This window comes from Citrobacter sp. Awk 4 (genome assembly GCF_028069725.1).
Lineage (GTDB): Bacteria > Pseudomonadota > Gammaproteobacteria > Enterobacterales > Enterobacteriaceae > Citrobacter_D.
Genome location: NZ_JANEWG010000025.1, coordinates 39,446 through 57,858, shown reverse-complemented (window position 1 = coordinate 57,858; position 18,413 = coordinate 39,446). Strand labels below are relative to the sequence as shown.

19 protein-coding genes and 1 other annotated feature are annotated in these 18,413 nt (G+C 52.9%); of the genes, 9 read left to right on the top strand and 10 right to left on the bottom strand.

Going from position 1 to position 18,413, the window contains the following annotated elements:
- Positions 1-7: 7 nt before the first annotated feature.
- The 9 genes from hisIE to hisL form a co-directional block, all read right to left on the bottom strand.
- Positions 8-619 (bottom strand): bifunctional phosphoribosyl-AMP cyclohydrolase/phosphoribosyl-ATP diphosphatase HisIE, encoded by a 612-nt coding sequence (gene hisIE / locus NNO04_RS12555; RefSeq protein WP_271444930.1) that lies wholly within the window; start codon positions 617-619, stop codon positions 8-10.
- Entirely contained in the window at positions 613-1,389 is a 777-nt protein-coding gene (gene hisF, locus NNO04_RS12550) for an imidazole glycerol phosphate synthase subunit HisF (protein ID WP_271444929.1), read from the bottom strand. Before hisF ends, hisIE begins: the two co-directional genes overlap by 7 nt.
- Complete coding sequence (hisA, locus tag NNO04_RS12545) at positions 1,371-2,108, bottom strand: 1-(5-phosphoribosyl)-5-[(5-phosphoribosylamino)methylideneamino]imidazole-4-carboxamide isomerase (protein ID WP_271444928.1); 738 nt, start codon at positions 2,106-2,108, stop codon at positions 1,371-1,373. The genes hisF and hisA overlap by 19 nt, the downstream gene beginning before the upstream one ends.
- A complete protein-coding gene (gene hisH / locus NNO04_RS12540; RefSeq protein WP_271444927.1) occupies positions 2,108-2,698 on the bottom strand; it encodes an imidazole glycerol phosphate synthase subunit HisH in 591 nt (196 codons plus the stop codon). Before hisH ends, hisA begins: the two co-directional genes overlap by 1 nt.
- Positions 2,698-3,765, bottom strand: a complete 1,068-nt coding sequence (gene hisB, locus NNO04_RS12535; protein ID WP_271444926.1) for a bifunctional histidinol-phosphatase/imidazoleglycerol-phosphate dehydratase HisB — start codon at positions 3,763-3,765, stop codon at positions 2,698-2,700. Before hisB ends, hisH begins: the two co-directional genes overlap by 1 nt.
- Positions 3,762-4,841 (bottom strand): histidinol-phosphate transaminase, encoded by a 1,080-nt coding sequence (gene hisC, locus NNO04_RS12530; RefSeq protein ID WP_271444925.1) that lies wholly within the window; start codon positions 4,839-4,841, stop codon positions 3,762-3,764. Before hisC ends, hisB begins: the two co-directional genes overlap by 4 nt.
- Entirely contained in the window at positions 4,838-6,142 is a 1,305-nt protein-coding gene (gene hisD, locus NNO04_RS12525) for a histidinol dehydrogenase (RefSeq protein ID WP_271444924.1), read from the bottom strand. The genes hisC and hisD overlap by 4 nt, the downstream gene beginning before the upstream one ends.
- Before the next feature lie 6 nt (positions 6,143-6,148).
- The gene (gene hisG / locus NNO04_RS12520; protein WP_162379918.1) at positions 6,149-7,048 is read right to left on the bottom strand and encodes an ATP phosphoribosyltransferase; all 900 of its coding nucleotides are present in this window, start codon (positions 7,046-7,048) and stop codon (positions 6,149-6,151) included.
- A 44-nt stretch (positions 7,049-7,092) separates the two neighbouring features.
- Positions 7,093-7,215 (bottom strand) — a sequence feature (His leader region).
- Complete coding sequence (gene hisL, locus NNO04_RS12515; RefSeq protein ID WP_001364200.1) at positions 7,191-7,241, bottom strand: his operon leader peptide; 51 nt, start codon at positions 7,239-7,241, stop codon at positions 7,191-7,193. (Overlaps the previous feature by 25 nt.)
- Before the next feature lie 174 nt (positions 7,242-7,415).
- On the opposite strand from hisL, the gene NNO04_RS12510 reads away from it, so the two are divergent.
- The 4 genes from NNO04_RS12510 to plaP all read left to right on the top strand — a co-directional run bounded on the left by NNO04_RS12510 (position 7,416) and on the right by plaP (position 10,836).
- Positions 7,416-8,240 carry an SDR family oxidoreductase gene (locus NNO04_RS12510; protein WP_271444923.1) on the top strand — a complete coding sequence of 275 codons (825 nt, stop codon included), beginning with the start codon at positions 7,416-7,418 and terminating at the stop codon, positions 8,238-8,240.
- 46 nt (positions 8,241-8,286) lie between these two features.
- Positions 8,287-9,210, top strand: a complete 924-nt coding sequence (locus NNO04_RS12505; protein ID WP_271444922.1) for a LysR substrate-binding domain-containing protein — start codon at positions 8,287-8,289, stop codon at positions 9,208-9,210.
- A 215-nt stretch (positions 9,211-9,425) separates the two neighbouring features.
- The gene (yoeI, locus tag NNO04_RS12500) at positions 9,426-9,488 is read left to right on the top strand and encodes a membrane protein YoeI (protein ID WP_099433339.1); all 63 of its coding nucleotides are present in this window, start codon (positions 9,426-9,428) and stop codon (positions 9,486-9,488) included.
- Entirely contained in the window at positions 9,478-10,836 is a 1,359-nt protein-coding gene (plaP, locus tag NNO04_RS12495) for a putrescine/proton symporter PlaP (RefSeq protein WP_192612700.1), read from the top strand. The genes yoeI and plaP overlap by 11 nt, the downstream gene beginning before the upstream one ends.
- Before the next feature lie 113 nt (positions 10,837-10,949).
- Here the strand turns inward: plaP and sbcB are convergent, their stop codons facing one another.
- Entirely contained in the window at positions 10,950-12,374 is a 1,425-nt protein-coding gene (sbcB, locus tag NNO04_RS12490) for an exodeoxyribonuclease I (protein WP_271444921.1), read from the bottom strand.
- Between the two features lie 386 nt (positions 12,375-12,760).
- Here sbcB and phsA point away from each other — a divergent pair, with 386 nt between their 5' ends.
- The 5 genes from phsA to sbmC all read left to right on the top strand — a co-directional run bounded on the left by phsA (position 12,761) and on the right by sbmC (position 18,309).
- A complete protein-coding gene (phsA, locus tag NNO04_RS12485) occupies positions 12,761-15,037 on the top strand; it encodes a thiosulfate reductase PhsA (RefSeq protein WP_271444920.1) in 2,277 nt (758 codons plus the stop codon).
- Between the two features lie 14 nt (positions 15,038-15,051).
- Entirely contained in the window at positions 15,052-15,630 is a 579-nt protein-coding gene (gene phsB, locus NNO04_RS12480; protein ID WP_271444919.1) for a thiosulfate reductase electron transport protein PhsB, read from the top strand.
- Positions 15,627-16,394, top strand: a complete 768-nt coding sequence (gene phsC / locus NNO04_RS12475; RefSeq protein ID WP_271444918.1) for a thiosulfate reductase cytochrome B subunit — start codon at positions 15,627-15,629, stop codon at positions 16,392-16,394. Before phsB ends, phsC begins: the two co-directional genes overlap by 4 nt.
- 149 nt (positions 16,395-16,543) lie before the next feature.
- The gene (gene dacD / locus NNO04_RS12470) at positions 16,544-17,716 is read left to right on the top strand and encodes a serine-type D-Ala-D-Ala carboxypeptidase DacD (RefSeq protein ID WP_271444917.1); all 1,173 of its coding nucleotides are present in this window, start codon (positions 16,544-16,546) and stop codon (positions 17,714-17,716) included.
- A gap of 122 nt (positions 17,717-17,838) precedes the next feature.
- Entirely contained in the window at positions 17,839-18,309 is a 471-nt protein-coding gene (sbmC, locus tag NNO04_RS12465; protein ID WP_271444916.1) for a DNA gyrase inhibitor SbmC, read from the top strand.
- The last annotated feature ends 104 nt before the right edge of the window (positions 18,310-18,413 follow it).

Below are 18,413 nucleotides of genomic sequence, written 5' to 3'. Positions count from 1 at the left end.
TCTGAATCTACTGATGCCGTTTTCGTAAATTCTCAATAACCGTCGTCAGGTCCAGATCCTGATCCTGCAGCAACACCAGCAGGTGATACATCAAATCTGACGCTTCATTGGTCAGTTCAGCACGATCGTGAACCGTCGCGGCCAGCGCAGTTTCGACGCCTTCCTCACCGACTTTTTGCGCGATGCGCTTGGTGCCGCTGGCGTAAAGCTTCGCGGTGTAAGAACTTGCCGGATCGGCAGTTTTACGCTCAGCCAGCAGTTGTTCAAGCTGGTAGAGAAACAGCCACTGATGGCTGGTTTCGCCAAAACAACTACTGCTGCCTTTGTGACAGGTTGGCCCAACGGGATTGACCAGTACCAGCAGGGTGTCGTTATCGCAATCCGGCGCAATGCTGACCACATTGAGGAAGTGACCGGACGTTTCGCCTTTGGTCCACAAACGCTGTTTGGTGCGTGAGAAGAAGGTGACTTTCCCGCTCTCGAGGGTTTTATCCAGCGCTTGCGGGTTCATATACCCCAGCATCAACACTTCACCGGATACCGCATGCTGAACAATAACCGGCATCAGTCCGTCGGTTTTTTCCCAATCCAGTTGGCTGCGTTGTTGCTCTGTTAACATATCCTGATCTCCACGCCCTGGGTTGCCAGGTACGTTTTTAATTCACCAATATTAATGATCTGTTTGTGGAAGACGGAAGCGGCAAGCGCACCGTCGACATCGGTATCGCGGAAAGCTTCCAGAAAGTGTTCCATAGTGCCTGCGCCACCGGAGGCAATCAGCGGTACGTGGCAAACCTCACGCACTTTCTTCAGTTGCACCAGATCGTAACCATTACGCACGCCGTCCTGGTTCATCATATTGAGGACGATTTCACCCGCGCCGCGTTTTTGTACTTCCTGAACCCAGTCGAGGGTTTCCCAGGTGGTGACGCGGGTACGGCTTTCATCGCCGGTATACTGGTTAACGTGGTATTTACCGGTTTCGGCGTCAAACCAGGTATCAATACCCACCACAATACACTGCACGCCAAAGCGATCGGCCAGACGGGTGATTAGTTCCGGGTCGGCGAGAGCCGGAGAGTTGATGGAAATTTTATCCGCGCCGAAGGAGAGAATTTTTGCGGCATCTTCTGCTGACTTAATCCCACCCGCCACGCAGAACGGAATGTCGATCACTTCCGCCACGCGCGAGACCCAGCTTTTGTCGACGACACGACCATCGCTGGAGGCGGCAATATCGTAGAACACCAGCTCGTCAGCACCTTCTTCGGCATAGCGCTTCGCCAGGGGGACGATGTCACCGATGATTTCGTGGTTGCGAAATTGCACGCCTTTGACGACCTGGCCATCACGAACGTCCAGGCAAGGGATTATACGTTTTGCCAGCATTGGATAGCCTCCTTAACGGTAAATTTGCCTTCCAGCAATGCGCGTCCGACGATCACGCCGCGAACGCCGGTTCCGCGAAGTGCGGCAACGTCATTAATGTCGCCAATCCCGCCGGAGGACTGAAACGCCACCTGCGGATATTTGGCGCACACTTCTTCATACAGTGAGACGTTAGAACCTGCCAGCGTACCGTCGCGTGAAATATCGGTGCACAGCACATGTTTCAGGCCGACCGGCAGATACATGTCGACCAGCGCTTCCAGAGAGACACCGGAGTTTTCCTGCCAGCCGCTGACGGCGACCTGTTTGTTACCCTGATCGTCAATGCGTACATCCAGCGCCAGCACCAATGCGTCGGCGCCAAACCGTTCGAACCAGCGTTTCACCACCTCAGGGGATTTTACCGCCGTGGAGCCAACCACTACGCGCGCGACACCAGCCTCAAGCAACGCCGCCACATCGTCTTCGCTGCGGACTCCACCGCCAACCTGTACGGGCACGTTAACGCCTGCGACCAGCGCTTTAATCAGCGGGATTTGTCTTTTGGCCGGATCTTTTGCCCCGGTCAGATCGACCAGATGCAATACTTCTGCGCCTTGGGCTGCGTAATCCTGTAAACGGGGCAGGGGATCGCTTCCGTAATCACGCTGTTGGGCGTAATCACCCTGATGGAGACGTACCACGGTGCCGTCGATTAAATCTAATGCTGGAATAATCATCACATCTCCAGGAAGTTTTTCAGCAACTGCGCACCAGCGGCACCCGAACGTTCGGGGTGGAACTGCACGCCAAAGAAATTATCTTTTTGCACGGCGGCAGTGAACGGTTCGCCGTAGTGGCACTGGGCGATGGTCCACGGGTTCACCGGCATCGCGTAGCTGTGCACAAAGTAAAAATAAGCGCCGTCTTCAATGCCCTGAAATAGACGATTCCCGGCCAGTGGATAGACGCGGTTCCAGCCCATATGCGGTAACGGCAGACCAACGTCGGTCATTTTAGGCACGTCCTGGTCGATAATGCCCAGCAGGTCGACACCGTGGGTTTCTTCGCTATGACGACCCAGAATTTGCATGCCCAGGCAGATACCCAACACTGGCTGGGTACAGGCTTTGATAAGCTCAATCAACTCTCGCTGGCGCAACTGGTCCATCGCCGCTTGCGCGGTACCCACGCCCGGCAGAAATAATTTGTCTGCCCGCAGAACAATATCAGGGTCGCGACTGACCACGGGATTATATCCGTGGCGCGCCACGGCGGATTTCACCGAGTTCAGGTTGGCGCAGCCTGTGTCGAGGATCACCACGTTCATTACAGCACTCCTTTCGAGGAAGGAAGCGTGTCACCCTCCACGCGAATCGCCTGTCGCAGCGTACGACCAAACGCTTTAAACAGGCTTTCCACGCGGTGGTGGTCATTTTTGCCCTTGGTTTTCAGGTGCAGCGTCACACCCATGGTGTAGGAGAGCGAGCGGAAGAAGTGCTCAATCATCTCGGTACTCAGATCGCCGACACGCTGGTAAGTAAATTCGGCGCGGTATTCGAGGTGCGGACGCCCGGAGATATCCAGCGCGCAGCGCGCCAGGCATTCGTCCATCGGCAGAACAAAGCCAAAACGGTTGATGCCGCGCTTGTCGCCCAGTGCCAGTTTTAACGCTTCGCCCAGTGCCAGACCGGTGTCTTCGACTGTGTGGTGATCGTCGATGTAGAGGTCGCCCTTAACGGCTATCTCCATGCGAAAACCGCCGTGGGTGGCGATTTGATCCAGCATGTGGTCGAAGAAGCCGACGCCCGTGTTGATCTTGCTGCTGCCTTCACGGTCGAGCCACACTTTGACGTCAATCTGCGTCTCTTTGGTGTTGCGCTCAACGTGGGCGTAACGATCGCGTTTTGTCAGCTGTTCGCCAATCATCGCCCAGTTCAGATTTTCGCGGTGATAGCGTAAACCGGTGATCCCCATATTTTCAGCAAGCTGGATATCGGTGGCACGATCGCCAATCACATAGCTGTTCGCGCTGTCGATTGCCTGTTCGGCCAGATAGTGTTCAACCAGTTTGACTTTCGGTTTACGGCAGTCGCAGGCATCAGCTGGCAGATGCGGGCAGATCAGAACGTCATCAAACAGCACGCCCTGAGAGGTAAAAATCTGCATCATCAGGTTGTGCGGACCCTCGAAATCCGTCTGTGGGAAGCTCTGCGTTCCCAGCCCATCCTGGTTGGTTACCATCACCAGTTTAAAGCCCGCTTTTTGCAGCTTGAGCAAAACGGGGACAACGTCAGGCTCAAATGCCAGCTTGTCGAAGCGATCGACCTGAAAATCACTCGGCGGTTCGGAAATCAGGGTTCCATCACGGTCAATAAAAAGATACTTCTGGCTCATACTTGCTCCGCACGTAAAGCGTCAATGACGCGCTGGCTTTCTTCGCGGGTTCCCACTGTTACCCGCAGACAGCCGCTTAAAGAAGGTTGTTTATTCTGATCCCGTAAGATAATGCCCTGATCCCACAACGATTTAAACACGCTGCTGGAGGCGGTGAACCGAGCCAGAACGTAGTTGGTTTCGGAATCGAAAACCTGTTCTACGCAGGGGATCTCTTTCAGGGCATTGACCAGATACAGACGCTCGACCAGGATCTGCGCCACGCGCTCGCGCATGGCGGTAATACCCTGCGGGCTTAAGGCCTGGGCGGCGATGTCAGCGACCGGCGTAGAGAGCGGGTACGGGGCGATGACTTTCAGTAGCAGATTGATGACCTCTTCGCTGGCCAGCGTAAATCCGCAGCGTAATCCGGCGAGAGCAAACGCTTTAGACAGTGTCCGTAAGATGACCAGGTTGGGGTATTCATTGAGCCAGCCCGCGAGCGTTGCCTGCGGGCAAAACTCAATATAGGCCTCATCGGCAACCACAATGGCTTTTCCACGGGTCAGTTCCAGCAATGTCCGCAGATCCTGCGGGTTGATCAGTTGCCCGGTCGGGTTGTTCGGACTACAGACGTACACCACTTTCACACCATCAAGTTTGTCCGAAATGCCCTGCATATCCAGTTGCCAGTTTTCAAGAGTCGGCACCGTGCGGCATTCCACGCCGATCGTTTCAGCGCTGACGCTGTACATACCGTAGGTGGGAGGGCAGTAAAGAATCGCATCTTTACCCGGCTCACAAAACGCGCGCACCAGCAATTCGATACCTTCATCTGCGCCACGGCTGACCAGCACCTGTTCTGGCTTTACCCCCGCGTACTGGGCATAGTTGGCAATGACCGCTTTTGGCTGGCATTCCGGGTAACGATTGAGCGTCTGCTGGGTAAGCTGATAATCAACCGCTGTGGGAAATTCATTGGCGTTCAGCCAGACATCACCGTTGCCGCCCAGACGGCGAGCCGACTGGTACGGTATCAGTTTACGGACGTTTTCACGGGCTAAGTCGGTGACGCTGAGGGTGTTTTCGGTATTCATGCTTGCTCCTTCAGGGCGTTAACGCGCAGGGTGACGGCATTTTTATGAGCGCTCAGGCGTTCGGCTGCCGCCAGCGTTTCGATGGTAGACGCCAGGGCGGAGAAACCTTCACGTGACAGTTCCTGCACGGTCATCCGTTTCTGGAAATCTGCCAGTCCAAGGCTGGAACAGGTTGCCGTAAAGCCATAGGTAGGTAACACGTGGTTGGTGCCGGAAGCATAATCGCCAGCGGATTCGGGTGACCAGTCGCCCAGGAAGACGGAGCCTGCGCTGGTGATTTCATCGACCAGTTCGCGCGCATTGCGGGTCTGAATGATCAGGTGCTCCGGTCCATACAGGTTAGAAATGGCCACACATTGCGGCAAATCGTTTGTCACAATCAGTCGACTGGCGCTTAGCGCCTGACGCGCCGTTTCCGCGCGCGGCAGTTCGGCTAACTGACGTTCAACGGCGTCGGCGACCCGACGGGCAATCTCGGCATCTGGCGTTAACAGAATCACCTGTGAGTCAGGACCATGCTCCGCCTGGGAAAGCAGGTCGGAGGCAACGAAATCGGGTGTTGCGCCGCTGTCGGCAATGACCAGCACCTCTGACGGTCCCGCTGGCATATCAATGGCCGCGCCATCGAGACGCTGGCTGACCTGACGTTTGGCTTCGGTGACAAAGGCATTGCCGGGGCCAAAGATTTTATCCACTTTAGGGATCGATTCGCTGCCAAAGGCCAGCGCGGCAATCGCCTGCGCGCCGCCAACGTTGAAGACCTCCTGCACGCCGCACAGTTTTGCCGCGTAGAGAATTTCGTCGGCAATTGGCGGGGGAGAGCAGAGCACCACTTTTTTGCAGCCGGCAATACGTGCCGGCGTGGCCAGCATCAATACCGTCGAAAAGAGCGGGGCTGAACCGCCGGGGATATACAGGCCGACAGAGCCCACCGGGCGGGTTATCTGCTGGCAGCGTACGCCAGGCAGGGTTTCCACATCCACCGTTGGCAGGGTTTGCGCGGTGTGGAACGTTTCAATATTTTTTACCGCAACCGCCATGGCCTGTTTGAGTTCGTCGCTGAGTCTGTCGCTGGCTGCGGCTACCTCTTCGGCGGTGACTTTCATGGCGACGACGTTCGTTTTATCAAATTTAGCGCTGTATTCACGAAGGGCGTCGTCACCGCGTGATTTCACGTTGTCCAGAATATCCGCAACGATACGGGTAATGCTGTCAGAGGCGGAAATGGCCGGGCGCATCAGCAAATCACGCTGCTGATCAGGACTACAGGTATTCCAGTCAATGATCGTATTAAAGCTCATGGCTATTTACTCCATCATCTTCTCAATGGGCAGCACCAGAATCGAACTGGCGCCCAGCGCTTTCAGTTTTTCCATGGTTTCCCAGAACAGGGTTTCGCTACTGACCATATGCATCGCGACGCGTTGCTGATCGCCTGCCAGCGGCAGAATGGTTGGGCGTTCGGCGCCTGGCAGCAGGGCGATGACTTCATCCAGGCGCTCGCTTGGCGCGTGCATCATGATGTATTTGGATTCGCGAGCCTGAATAACGCCCTGAATACGGGTCAGTAATTTGTCAACCAGCAACTGTTTGGCATCGGCCAGTTCGCCGTCTCGCTGAATCAGACACGCTTTAGAGCGGTAGATAACCTCGACTTCTCGCAGGCCATTGGCTTCAAGCGTCGCCCCTGTTGACACCAGATCGCAGATCGCATCAGCCAGACCGGCGCGCGGGGCGACTTCAACAGAACCATTAAGCAGACAGGATTTAAACGAAACGCCTTTCTGATCCAGATAACGTTTCAACAGGTGTGGATAAGAGGTGGCAATGCGTTTGCCATCCAGTCCGGCTGGGCCATCCCAGGCTTCGTCGACAGGGGTCGCCAGCGAGAGTCGGCAACCGCCGAAGTCGAGACGACGCAAGGTAAAATAGCGAGGGTCTTCACCCTGCGCGCGGCGGTTCAGCAGTTCCTCTTCAAGGACGTTTTCACCGATAATCCCCAGGTCAACGACGCCGTCCATGACCAGACCCGGGATGTCGTCGTCACGCACGCGCAGAATATCGATAGGCATATTCTCCGCCATCGCAATCAAACGCTGAGTGTGTAAATTAATTTTAATCCCGCAGCGGGCCAGTAATTCGCGTGAGTCATCGCTTAAACGGCCTGACTTTTGAATAGCTATGCGTAAACGAGTGTTATCTAACATCTTTTAATCCTCTTATCCTGTCTGAACCGAGCTGAGTCACGCACAAAAAAAAGCCCCCGGAAGAAATCTTCCGGGGGCTTTCTCATACGTTCATGCACCACTGGAAGATCTGAATGTCTTCCAGCACACATCGCCTGAAAGACTAGTCAGGATGATGGTGATGATGGTGGTGTTTAAATTGAACGCGTGTCATAAAATTCTCGATGAATGCTTATTCATTTGATGTCTTTTAACCTAAACCACTTTAGAGCCGGAAAGCAAGGGCTTTTTTTGTACATTAATTCATTTCATATTAGTGGTATGAATTGTCAGTCACACCATGCTGGCGTAGCCTTATATAAATGGTGCCAGATTCAGGAGAAAAGGGATGAAAAAGGTCGCGATTGTCGGTTTAGGTTGGTTAGGCATGCCGCTGGCGATGTCTCTGGCCGCGAAAGGCTGGCAGGTTATCGGCAGTAAGACCACTCAGGATGGGGTGGACGCGGCCCGCATGAGCGGTATTGAAAGCTATCCGCTGCGCCTGGAACCGGAACTGATATGCGAAACGGATGACCTTGATGCCTTAATGGATGTGGATGCATTGGTGGTAACGCTGCCTGCGCGTCGTAGCGGTCCTGGTGAGGATTTTTACCTGCAGGCGATGCAGGAGCTGGTTGATAGTGCGCTGGCGCATCGTATCCCGCGTATTCTCTTTACCAGTTCTACATCGGTCTACGGCGATGTGCAGGGGACGGTCAAAGAGAACATGGCGCGTAATCCGGTGACGGCAAGCGGGCGTGTACTGAAGGAACTTGAAGACTGGCTGCATAACTTGCCCGGCACCTCCGTAGATATTCTGCGCCTGGCGGGTCTGGTGGGGCCAGGAAGACATCCCGGGCGTTTTTTTGCCGGTAAAATGGCACCAGATGGCGAGCAGGGGGTGAATCTGGTGCATCTGGAGGATGTGATCGCTGTCATCACCCTTCTGTTACAGGCACCTAAAGGAGGACACATCTATAATATATGTGCGCCCTCGCACCCGGCGCGTAATGTGTTCTACCCGCAGATGGCCCGTTTATTGGGAATGGAACCGCCGAAATTCCGGGAAGGCCCGGAAAAGGGGAGAGGTAAAATTATAGATGGCAGCCGGATTTGTAATGAGCTTGGATTTGAGTATCAGTATCCTGATCCGCTGGTGATGCCAATGGAATGACGCGAACGGCCAGCAGGTGATCGCCATATACCCTGAGGGGGCGAGCATGAAACCACTGCTGGACGTTCTGATCATTCTTGATGCTTTAGAGAAAGAGGGCAGTTTCGCGGCGGCGTCGGCAAAGTTATTTAAGACGCCTTCTGCTCTCAGCTATACCGTCCACAAACTCGAAAGCGATCTCAATATTCAATTACTGGATCGCAGCGGTCACCGGGCCAAATTCACCCGTACCGGTCAAATGCTGCTGGAAAAAGGCCGGGAAGTCCTGCACACCGTGCGCGAGCTGGAAAAACAGGCGATCAAACTTCACGAAGGGTGGGAAAACGAACTGGTCATCGGTGTGGATGACACATTTCCTTTTTCACTTCTGGCGCCACTCATTGAATCTTTCTATCAACATCACAGCGTTACCCGCCTTAAATTTATCAATGGCGTGCTGGGTGGCTCCTGGGAAGCGCTCACACAGGGACGGGCGGATATCATTGTGGGGGCGATGCATGAACCGCCGCCATTAAGCGGTTTCGGTTTTGTGCGGCTGGGATATCTTGAGCAAGTTTTTGCCGTCGCGCCGCACCACCCTTTGGTGCAGGAGTCAGAACCGTTAAGCCGCCGCATCATTAAACGATTTCGCGCCATTGTGGTTGGCGACGTAACTCATCCAGCGTCTTCGTCCCAGTTGCTTGAAGACCAGGAGGCGATAACGGTGTTTGATTTTAAAACCAAGCTGGAGCTGCAAATCAGTGGGCTGGGATGCGGCTATTTACCGCGTTATCTGGCTCAGCGATTTCTGGAAAGTGGCGCATTGGTAGAGAAGAAAGTGGTGGCACAAATCCTCTTTGAACCGGTATGGATTGGCTGGAACGAGCAGACGGCGGGGCTGGCCAGCGCCTGGTGGCGAGATGAGATTTTAGCAAATAGTGCTATTGCCGGTGTCTACGCAAAAGAGGCTGTTGATAAATCAATCGATTAGAAAAATTAAATTGGGACGACCGTCTCATTCTCTTGTCATTTCTCCTCAATTTAGTGCAAAATACGCCGCTTGCAAAAAATGACATTAACCGACGTTTTCATACGCGTCGGTTATTTTTTTGCATCAAACCAATCATTCATAAAAGAGGCCGGGCTTCGTACCGGATAGATACTTACTAAAAACCGACAGTTGTTGTCGCTGAGGAATCCATAGAAATGGGGCAATTTTTTGCTTACGCGACGGCATTCGCCGTAAAGGGGAATGACCATGTCGCATAACGTTACTCCAAACACCTCTCGCGTGGAATTACGTAAGACACTTACGTTGGTTCCGGTTGTTATGATGGGCCTTGCCTATATGCAGCCGATGACGCTGTTCGATACTTTTGGTATCGTTTCAGGCCTCACAGACGGTCACGTACCGACGGCATATGCCTTCGCGTTGATCGCTATTCTGTTTACGGCGCTGAGCTACGGGAAGCTGGTACGCCGTTTCCCTTCTGCAGGCTCTGCGTATACCTATGCCCAGAAATCCATTAGCCCTACCGTCGGTTTTATGGTGGGTTGGTCTTCTCTGCTCGACTACCTGTTCGCGCCGATGATCAACATTCTGCTGGCGAAAATTTACTTTGAAGCCCTTGTGCCTTCGATCCCATCGTGGATGTTCGTTATCGCCCTGGTGGCGTTTATGACGGCCTTTAACCTGCGCAGTCTCAAATCCGTGGCGAACTTCAATACCGTTATTGTGGTGTTGCAGGTGGTGCTGATCGCGGTCATTTTGGGCATGGTGGTGTACGGGGTGTTTGAAGGCGAAGGTGCCGGTACGCTGGCCAGCTCGCGCCCGTTCTGGTCTGGTGATGCACACGTTATTCCGATGATCACCGGTGCGACGATTCTGTGCTTCTCCTTTACCGGGTTTGACGGCATCAGCAACCTGTCGGAAGAAACCAAAGATGCAGAGCGCGTTATTCCGCGTGCGATCTTCCTGACCGCGCTTATCGGTGGTCTGATCTTCATCTTTGCAACCTACTTCCTGCAACTGTACTTCCCGGATATCTCTCGCTTTAAAGAGCCGGATGCCTCTCAGCCAGAAATTATGCTGTATGTTGCCGGTAAAACCTTCCAGGTTGGTGCGTTGATCTTCTCCACCATCACCGTACTGGCTTCTGGTATGGCGGCGCATGCAGGCGTAGCGCGTTTAATGTACGTGATGGGTCGTGACGGCGTGTTCCCGAAAAGTTTCTTCGGTTACGTTCACCCGAAATGGCGTACTCCAGCGATGAACATCATCCTGGTGGGAGCGATTGCTCTGCTGGCAATCAACTTTGACCTGGTGATGGCGACTGCGCTTATCAACTTCGGTGCGCTGGTGGCCTTTACATTTGTGAACCTGTCGGTAATTTCGCAGTTCTGGATCCGTGAGAAGCGCAACAAAACGCTGAAAGACCATTTCCAGTATCTGTTCCTGCCGATGTGTGGTGCGCTGACCGTTGGCGCGCTGTGGGTTAACCTGGAAGAGAGCTCCATGGTGCTGGGCTTGATCTGGGCCGCGATTGGCCTGATTTATCTGGCATGCGTGACCAAAAGCTTCCGCAACCCGGTGCCGCAGTACGAAGACGTCGCATAACCACTAATTTTTCTGCGCCTGTTCGTCAGGCGCATTATAAAAAACCGGAGCGCTGTGAGCTGTCTCCGGTTTTTTTATGCTGCAAATTCAGTCAGTAGGGACTTATTCGGTTCTCAAACAATCTCTTCAGCGTATTGCCACAGTGATTTCAGTAACGCCTGCTTCTCGCTGTCGTCGGCATACTGCTGATACAACATCTGCAATTCATCCGCATAGCGTTGCAAAAACTCTGGCGTGAAAACCTGACGGCGGTGATCCAGCCAGCGCTGTTGTTCCGCTTCATCCAGCGTGCCGGGGAAATTACGGGCGCGATAATTAAACAGCAGTTTTTCTATACGCTTATCGGCAAAAGTGATATCAAGCGCGGGTAAATTTCGTGGGTCCGTTTCCAGAATGATTTTCATGGCTTCACGGTCCGCATCGCTGAAAAAACCGTTATAGAGCTGTGCATCAACGTTATCTGAAGGGGTAAATGGCTCTGCTTCTGCAAAGATCGCCACGACTTTATCGCGCACCTGCGGGTTTTCGCGTAACACTTTCAGATTATCGAGACATTGCTGGCGATTAATGCCCAACCGGTCTGCATCTTCCGGTCGCAGCGTATTGGCCTGCGCCAGTACCGGGCACTTATTGATATGCACCAGTTTAACGGGAACCGCGGCGTTATCGCCCAGATCGGCTTTGGCAGTGTACAACCGCTCGCGCAGGGTATTGCTGTCAAGTTCCAGTAACGGGGAAATATCACCCGCCAGATCCACCATGATCACCGCATTGCGATTTTCCGGGTGCCAGGCCAGCGGGGCCACCCAACTGGTATTGCCGCGCCATGCGCCAAACATACCAGAGACATGGACCAGCGGCTTCATCTGAGGGACATCAATCAGCGCGGCCAGCTTATGCTTGTTACGGTGGGTGTAAAGATACTCAAACAAACGCGGCTGGCGTGACTTCACCAGTTGCGCCATCGCGATAGTCGCATAAACATCGGCCATTGCATCGTGTGCGTTAGCGTGTTCAATCCCGTTGGCTTTGGTTAAATGTTCAAGGCGAAAACTGGGCAGTCCGTCATCGTTTTCCGGCCAGTTGATCCCTTCCGGACGCAGGGCGTAACAGGCGCGCATCACATCCAGCAGATCCCAACGAGAGTTATCGTGTTGCCAGCTCCAGGCGTAGGGATCGTAAAAGTTACGGTACAGAATATTGCGCGTGACTTCATCATCAAAGCGGACATTGTTGTAGCCAAGAATACAGGTCTTCGGCACGGTAAACAGTGCGTGAATTCGTTGAGCGAACGTGACTTCGTTTTCCCCTTTTTCCCGCGCTTCCTGAGGTGTGATACCGGTGATCAGCACGGCCTGCGGCTGCGGGAGGTAATCATCGGCAGGCTTACAGTAAAACACCTCCGGCTCGCCAATAACGTTAAAATCGCTATCGGTGCGAATCGCGGCGAACTGTGCGGGTCTGTCCAGTGCGGGGTGTGTACCAAATGTTTCGTAATCGTGGAACAAAAAGGTAGGGAGCTGCTTGCCATCATTCATTGTGGAGTTGTACCCGGTTTCAATTTTCGCTCTCGTAAGAGTAACAAAAAACGCCAGGGTAATCAGCAAGACCGGAGTGTTACCTGAATCACGAATGCGAATTAATCGGGTTATTATTAAATTCCAGCGAATACAGAAATGACTTCACCGGCTTTTATCTCTGTTTTAATAGCGTGAACTTAGGGGACATATAAATTATCAACAATTAACGGGGTTATTTTTACGATAACTGTCATTATTAGGCTGTATTTGGAATCTTTTGATAAGTAACAATTTTTAGCTATTTATATATTTTATTACCCTCTGTTATGAATTGTGAGTAGGAACATAAATTCAAGGGATATATTCAATATAATTATTGGATATATCTAATAACAGGAGGTTATATGAGCATCAGTCGGCGTAGTTTTTTGCAAGGCGTCGGGTTGAGTTGTTCCGCGTGCGCGATAGGTGGCTTTGCACCCGGAGCACTGGCGCGCAATCCGACAGAGGGGGTGAATGGCAAAACATCCCTGACGCCAAGTCTGTGCGAAATGTGTTCTTACCGGTGTCCGATTCAGGCACAGGTCATTAAAAATAAGACGGTTTTTATTCAGGGTAATCCTCACGCGCCTCAGCAGGGAACGCGTGTTTGTGCCCGGGGCGGCAGCGGTGTCAGCCTGGTCAATGATCCTCATCGTATTGTAAAACCCATGAAGCGTACCGGCCCACGCGGCGGCGGCGAATGGCAGGTCATAAGCTGGCAGCAGGCCTATAAAGAAATTGCTGAAAAAATGACGGAGATTAAAAAGCAATGCGGGCCGGAAGGGGTCGTATTTTCTTCCAAGTCCGGTTCGCTTTCTGGTCATCTTTTTCACCTGGCGACCGCCTTCGGCTCGCCTAATACCTTCACACATGCTTCAACGTGTCCTGCCGGAAAATCCATCGCAGCAAAAGTGATGATGGGTGGGGATCTGGCGATGGACATCGCAAATACCCGTTACATGGTCTCATTTGGACACAATTTGTATGAGGGAATTGAAGTTGCGGAAACCCATGAATTGATGACGGCGCAGGAGAAGGGGGCCAAAATGGTCAGCTTCGATCCGCGTCTGTCCGTTTTCTCCAGCAAAGCGGATGAGTGGCATGCGATCCGTCCAGGCGGTGATTTACCGGTGTTGATGGCAATGTGCCACGTCATGATCAACGAAAATCTCTACGACGCCGCCTTTGTTGAGCGTTACACCAGCGGATTCTCACAATTAGCGGATGCGGTGAAAGAGACTACGCCTGCCTGGGCGCAACAGCATGCCGATGTGCCTGCCGACGTTATTGTACGGGTCACGCGAGAGCTCGCTGCCAGTGCGCCGCATGCCATGATAAGTCCTGGTCATCGCGCAACATTCTCTCAAGAAGAGATCGACATGCGGCGCATGATTTTTACCCTGAACGTGCTGCTCGGAAATATTGAGCGCGAGGGCGGGCTGTACCAGAAAAAAGGGGCCGCAACGTATAACAAACTGGCTGGCGAAACGGTCGCTCCGGTACTGGCCAAACCTGACGTCAAAAACATGCCCAAGCCGACGGCGCAACGCATTGATTTAGTGGCGCCGCAATTCAAATTTATCGCCGCAGGCGGTGGTGTCGTCCAAAGCGTGATTGACGCGACGCTAAAACAAACGCCTTACCCGGTGAAGGGCTGGATTATGTCCCGCCACAATCCATTGCAAACCGTCACTTGCCGACCGGACCTGGTGAAAACCATGGAGCAGTTGGATTTGGTCGTGAGCTGCGATGTTTATCTGAGTGAAAGCGCGGCTTACGCAGACTATCTGTTACCAGAATGCACTTATCTGGAACGTGATGAAGAAGTCTCCGACATGTCCGGGCTGAATCCTGCTTACGCATTGCGCCAGCAGGTCGTGGATCCTATCGGCGAGGCGCGTCCGAGCTGGCAAATCTGGAAAGAGCTGGCAGTGCAGCTAGGTCTGGGTCAGTACTATCCCTGGCAGGATATGCAGACTCGCCAGCTATATCAGCTTAATGGCGATCATGGTTTGTCAGCGGAATTGCGCCAGAAAGGGTATCGGGAATGGGGCGTGCCGCTTTTGCTGCGTGAGCCAGAATCCGTTCGTCAGTTTGTCACGCGTTTTCCCGGTGCTATGCCGACAGACAGTGAAGGAACCTATAGCGACCAGCTACGTTTCAAATCGCCGTCCGGCAAAATCGAGCTGTACTCTGAAGCGCTGGAGGCCTTATTACCTGGCTATGGTGTCCCTCAGGCCCGCCACATCGCATTGAAAAATGACGACCAACTCTATTTTATTCAGGGCAAGGTTGCCGTACACACCAACGGCGCGACGCAGTATGTCCCGTTACTCAGTGAGTTGATGTGGGATAACGCCGTTTGGATCCACCCGCAAACAGCCCGCGAAAAGGGCATTCGCAATGGGGACGAGGTGTGGCTGGAAAATGCAACCGGCAAAGAAAAAGGGAAAGCGCTGGTCACGGCAGGAATTCGACCCGATACGCTGTTTGTTTACATGGGATTTGGGGCGAAGGCCGGGGCGAAAACCGCCGCGACAACGCACGGTATTCACTCCGGAAATTTGCTGCCGCATGTGACCAGTCCGGTTTCTGGCACAGTGGTGCATACCGCTGGCGTCACGCTTAGCCGGGCATGAGGAGGGAGGAAAGCATGAATCAACCGACGAATTCATATGTCATGTTGCATGACGAGAAACGCTGCATTGGATGCCAGGCGTGCACGGTGGCCTGCAAGGTGCTTAATGATGTCCCTGAGGGATTTAGCCGCGTTCAGGTGCAGATCCGAACGCCTGAACCTGAATCTGCCACGCTGAATCATTTTAGTTTTATCCGGGTCTCATGTCAGCATTGCGAAGAGGCTCCCTGCGTTACGGTTTGCCCAACTGGTGCTTCATTCCGTGATGAAAACGGCATCGTGCAGGTCGATAAATCGCGCTGTATCGGCTGCGATTATTGTGTTGCAGCGTGTCCGTTCCACGTTCGTTACCTGCATCCACAAACGGGGGTTGCCGACAAATGTAACTTCTGTGCCGATACGCGTCTGGCATCGGGACAACAACCTGCCTGCGTCTCTGTTTGTCCGACGGATGCGCTGAAATTTGGCCGACTCGATGAACCGGAGATCCAACACTGGATCGGCCAAAAAGAGGTGTATCGGCAGCAGGAAGAGCGTAGTGGCGCGGTCAGCCTGTACCGACGTAAGGAGATACATCAGGAGGGTAAAATATGAATACCATCTGGGGAGCGGAACTGAACTACGCGCCGGATTACTGGCCTTTATGGCTCGTCTGCGCGGGGGGAGTCGTATTGATGCTGCTTGCCGCACTCGCGGCGCATGCGCTGTTGCGCGCCATGTTTGCACCGAAAACGGCGACAGGGGAGGAACAGCGTGACTACCTCTATTCACTGGCGATCCGCCGCTGGCACTGGGGAAATGCGCTGCTCTTTGTCCTGCTGTTGCTCAGTGGTCTGTTTGGCCATTTCTCCATCGGACCCGTGGCATTAATGGTGAAAATCCATACCGTGTGCGGATTTGCACTGGCGGCATGTTGGATTGGCTTCATTCTCATAAATGCTTTCGGCGGCAACGGACATCACTACAAGGTGAACGTCAGTGGACTGGTTACACGGTGTCTGCGGCAGACGCGTTTTTACCTGTGCGGCATTATGCGTGGTGAAGCGCACCCTTATGCCGCCACGACGGAGAACAAATTTAATCCGCTACAACAACTGGCGTATCTGGCAATCATGTATGCGCTCGTGCCTCTGTTAATTATCAGCGGATTTCTGTGTCTGTATCCGCAATTCGTGGGGGCGGGTCCGGTCATGCTGGTGTTGCATATGGCGTTAGCCATCATTGGGCTGATGTTTATTTGTGCACACATCTACCTTTGCACGCTGGGTGATACACCTGGGCAAATTTTCCGCAGCATGATAGATGGTTATCACCGCCATCGCAGTCATCATGCGGAAACGTCACCGCGTAAGGGATAATTTTCCACGCGCTGTAACCCGAAAAACAGGCGCGTTGAGGTAAATTCATGCAAGAAAATGTGCATTAAGTCACATTTTCTTGCAATTTTTTCATGTTTGTTCAGCAGAACTTCCGTAAAAAGAACAGCAAATTATTCTCTTCCGAGGACATGCTGTTGAAATCCCGTTTGTTTATTGCCGCTTCGCTGTTTGCGTTGAATCTCTCATCTGCCTTTGCAGCGGATACCCCCGACTTTGCCCCTCAGCCGCCCGCCATTGATGCAGGGGCGTGGGTGTTAATGGATTACACGACAGGGCAAATTCTTACCGCCAATAATGAACATCAGCAGCGTAATCCTGCCAGCCTGACCAAACTGATGACCGGGTATGTGGTTGACCGCGCCATCGACAGCCATCGCATTAACCGCGACGATATTGTGACTGTCGGGCGTGATGCCTGGGCAAAAGACAACCCCGTGTTTGTGGGGTCCTCATTGATGTTTTTAAAAGAGGGCGACCGCGTTACGGTGCATGATTTAAGTCGTGGGCTGATCGTCGATTCAGGCAACGATGCTTGCGTGGCGCTGGCAGATTACATTGCCGGGGGACAGCCGCAGTTTGTGGCCATGATGAACCGCTATGTGCAAAAGCTAAATTTGCAGGATACGCATTTTGAAACGGTACATGGTCTGGATGCGCCGGGTCAGCACAGTTCTGCATATGACCTTGCGGTACTTTCGCGTGCGATTATTCATGGCGAACCTGAGTTTTATCATATGTATAGCGAAAAGAGCCTGACCTGGAATGGCATCACCCAGCAAAACCGCAACGGTCTGCTGTGGGATAAAACGCTAAACGTCGATGGTCTTAAAACCGGACACACATCGGGTGCCGGATATAACCTGATCGCCTCTGCTGTGGATGGGCAGCGCCGTCTTATCGCTGTGGTTATGGGGGCTGAAAGCCCGAAAGGCCGTGAAGAACAAGCCCGCAAACTGCTGCACTGGGGGCAGCAGAATTTCGACACGGTGCAAATTCTTAAAAGTGGGAAAAAAGTCGGTAGCGAGCGTATTTGGTACGGTGACAAAGAGAAAATAGCCTTAGGCACTGAGCAGGATTTTTGGTTGGCGCTTCCAAAAGCAGAAATTCCTAATATCAAAGCAAAATATGTGCTTGATAGAAAAGAGATTGTCGCACCCATTACCGCGCATCAGCGGGTTGGCGAAATTGAACTCTACGATCGTGACAAACTGGTCGCGCACTGGCCGCTGGTGACGCTGGAGTCCGTTGGCAAAGGCGGCGTTTTTTCGCGTCTGAGCGACTATTTTCACCATAAGGCATAACGGATTTAATTCCGGGCAGACTGGCGAGAGTGCGAGTCTGCTCACATAATAATCACTCTTTCCTTGTGGCTGTTATGTGTAAATTATACTGTATATAATAACAGTATAATGACGGAGGCATTATGAATTACGAGATCAGACAAGCAGAGAAACGCCGGATCGCGGGTTTTCACATGGTTGGACCGTGGGAAAAAACGGTAAAACAAGGTTTCGAACAACTGATGATGTGGGTCGATGGAAACCAGATCGCGCCGCTGGATTGGATTGCTGTTTATTACGATAACCCTGATGAAGTTCCGGCAGAGAAACTGCGTTGCGATACCGTTGTTTCAGTACCGGATACTTTCACGCTACCTGAAAACAGCGAAGGCGTGATCCTCACGGAAATCGAGGGCGGTCAATATGCTGTTGCCGCCACTCGCGTTGAAAATAACGATTTTGCGACACCGTGGTATCAATTTTTCAATAGCGTGCTGCAAGATAGCCGCTACCAGATCTCCGGAAAACCGTGTTTTGAGCTCTATCTGAATAACGGGGCAGAAGACGGTTACTGGGAGATTGAAATGCATATCCCGGTACAACCGAAGGTGTAAAACGGTTGTTTTAGGCGTTACTGCGCGGACGATCGTGACAATCGTTCATCCGGGATAAGATCCGTCCGTCGCAGTGATGTTTTCAGTGAAAAAGCGGGTACAAT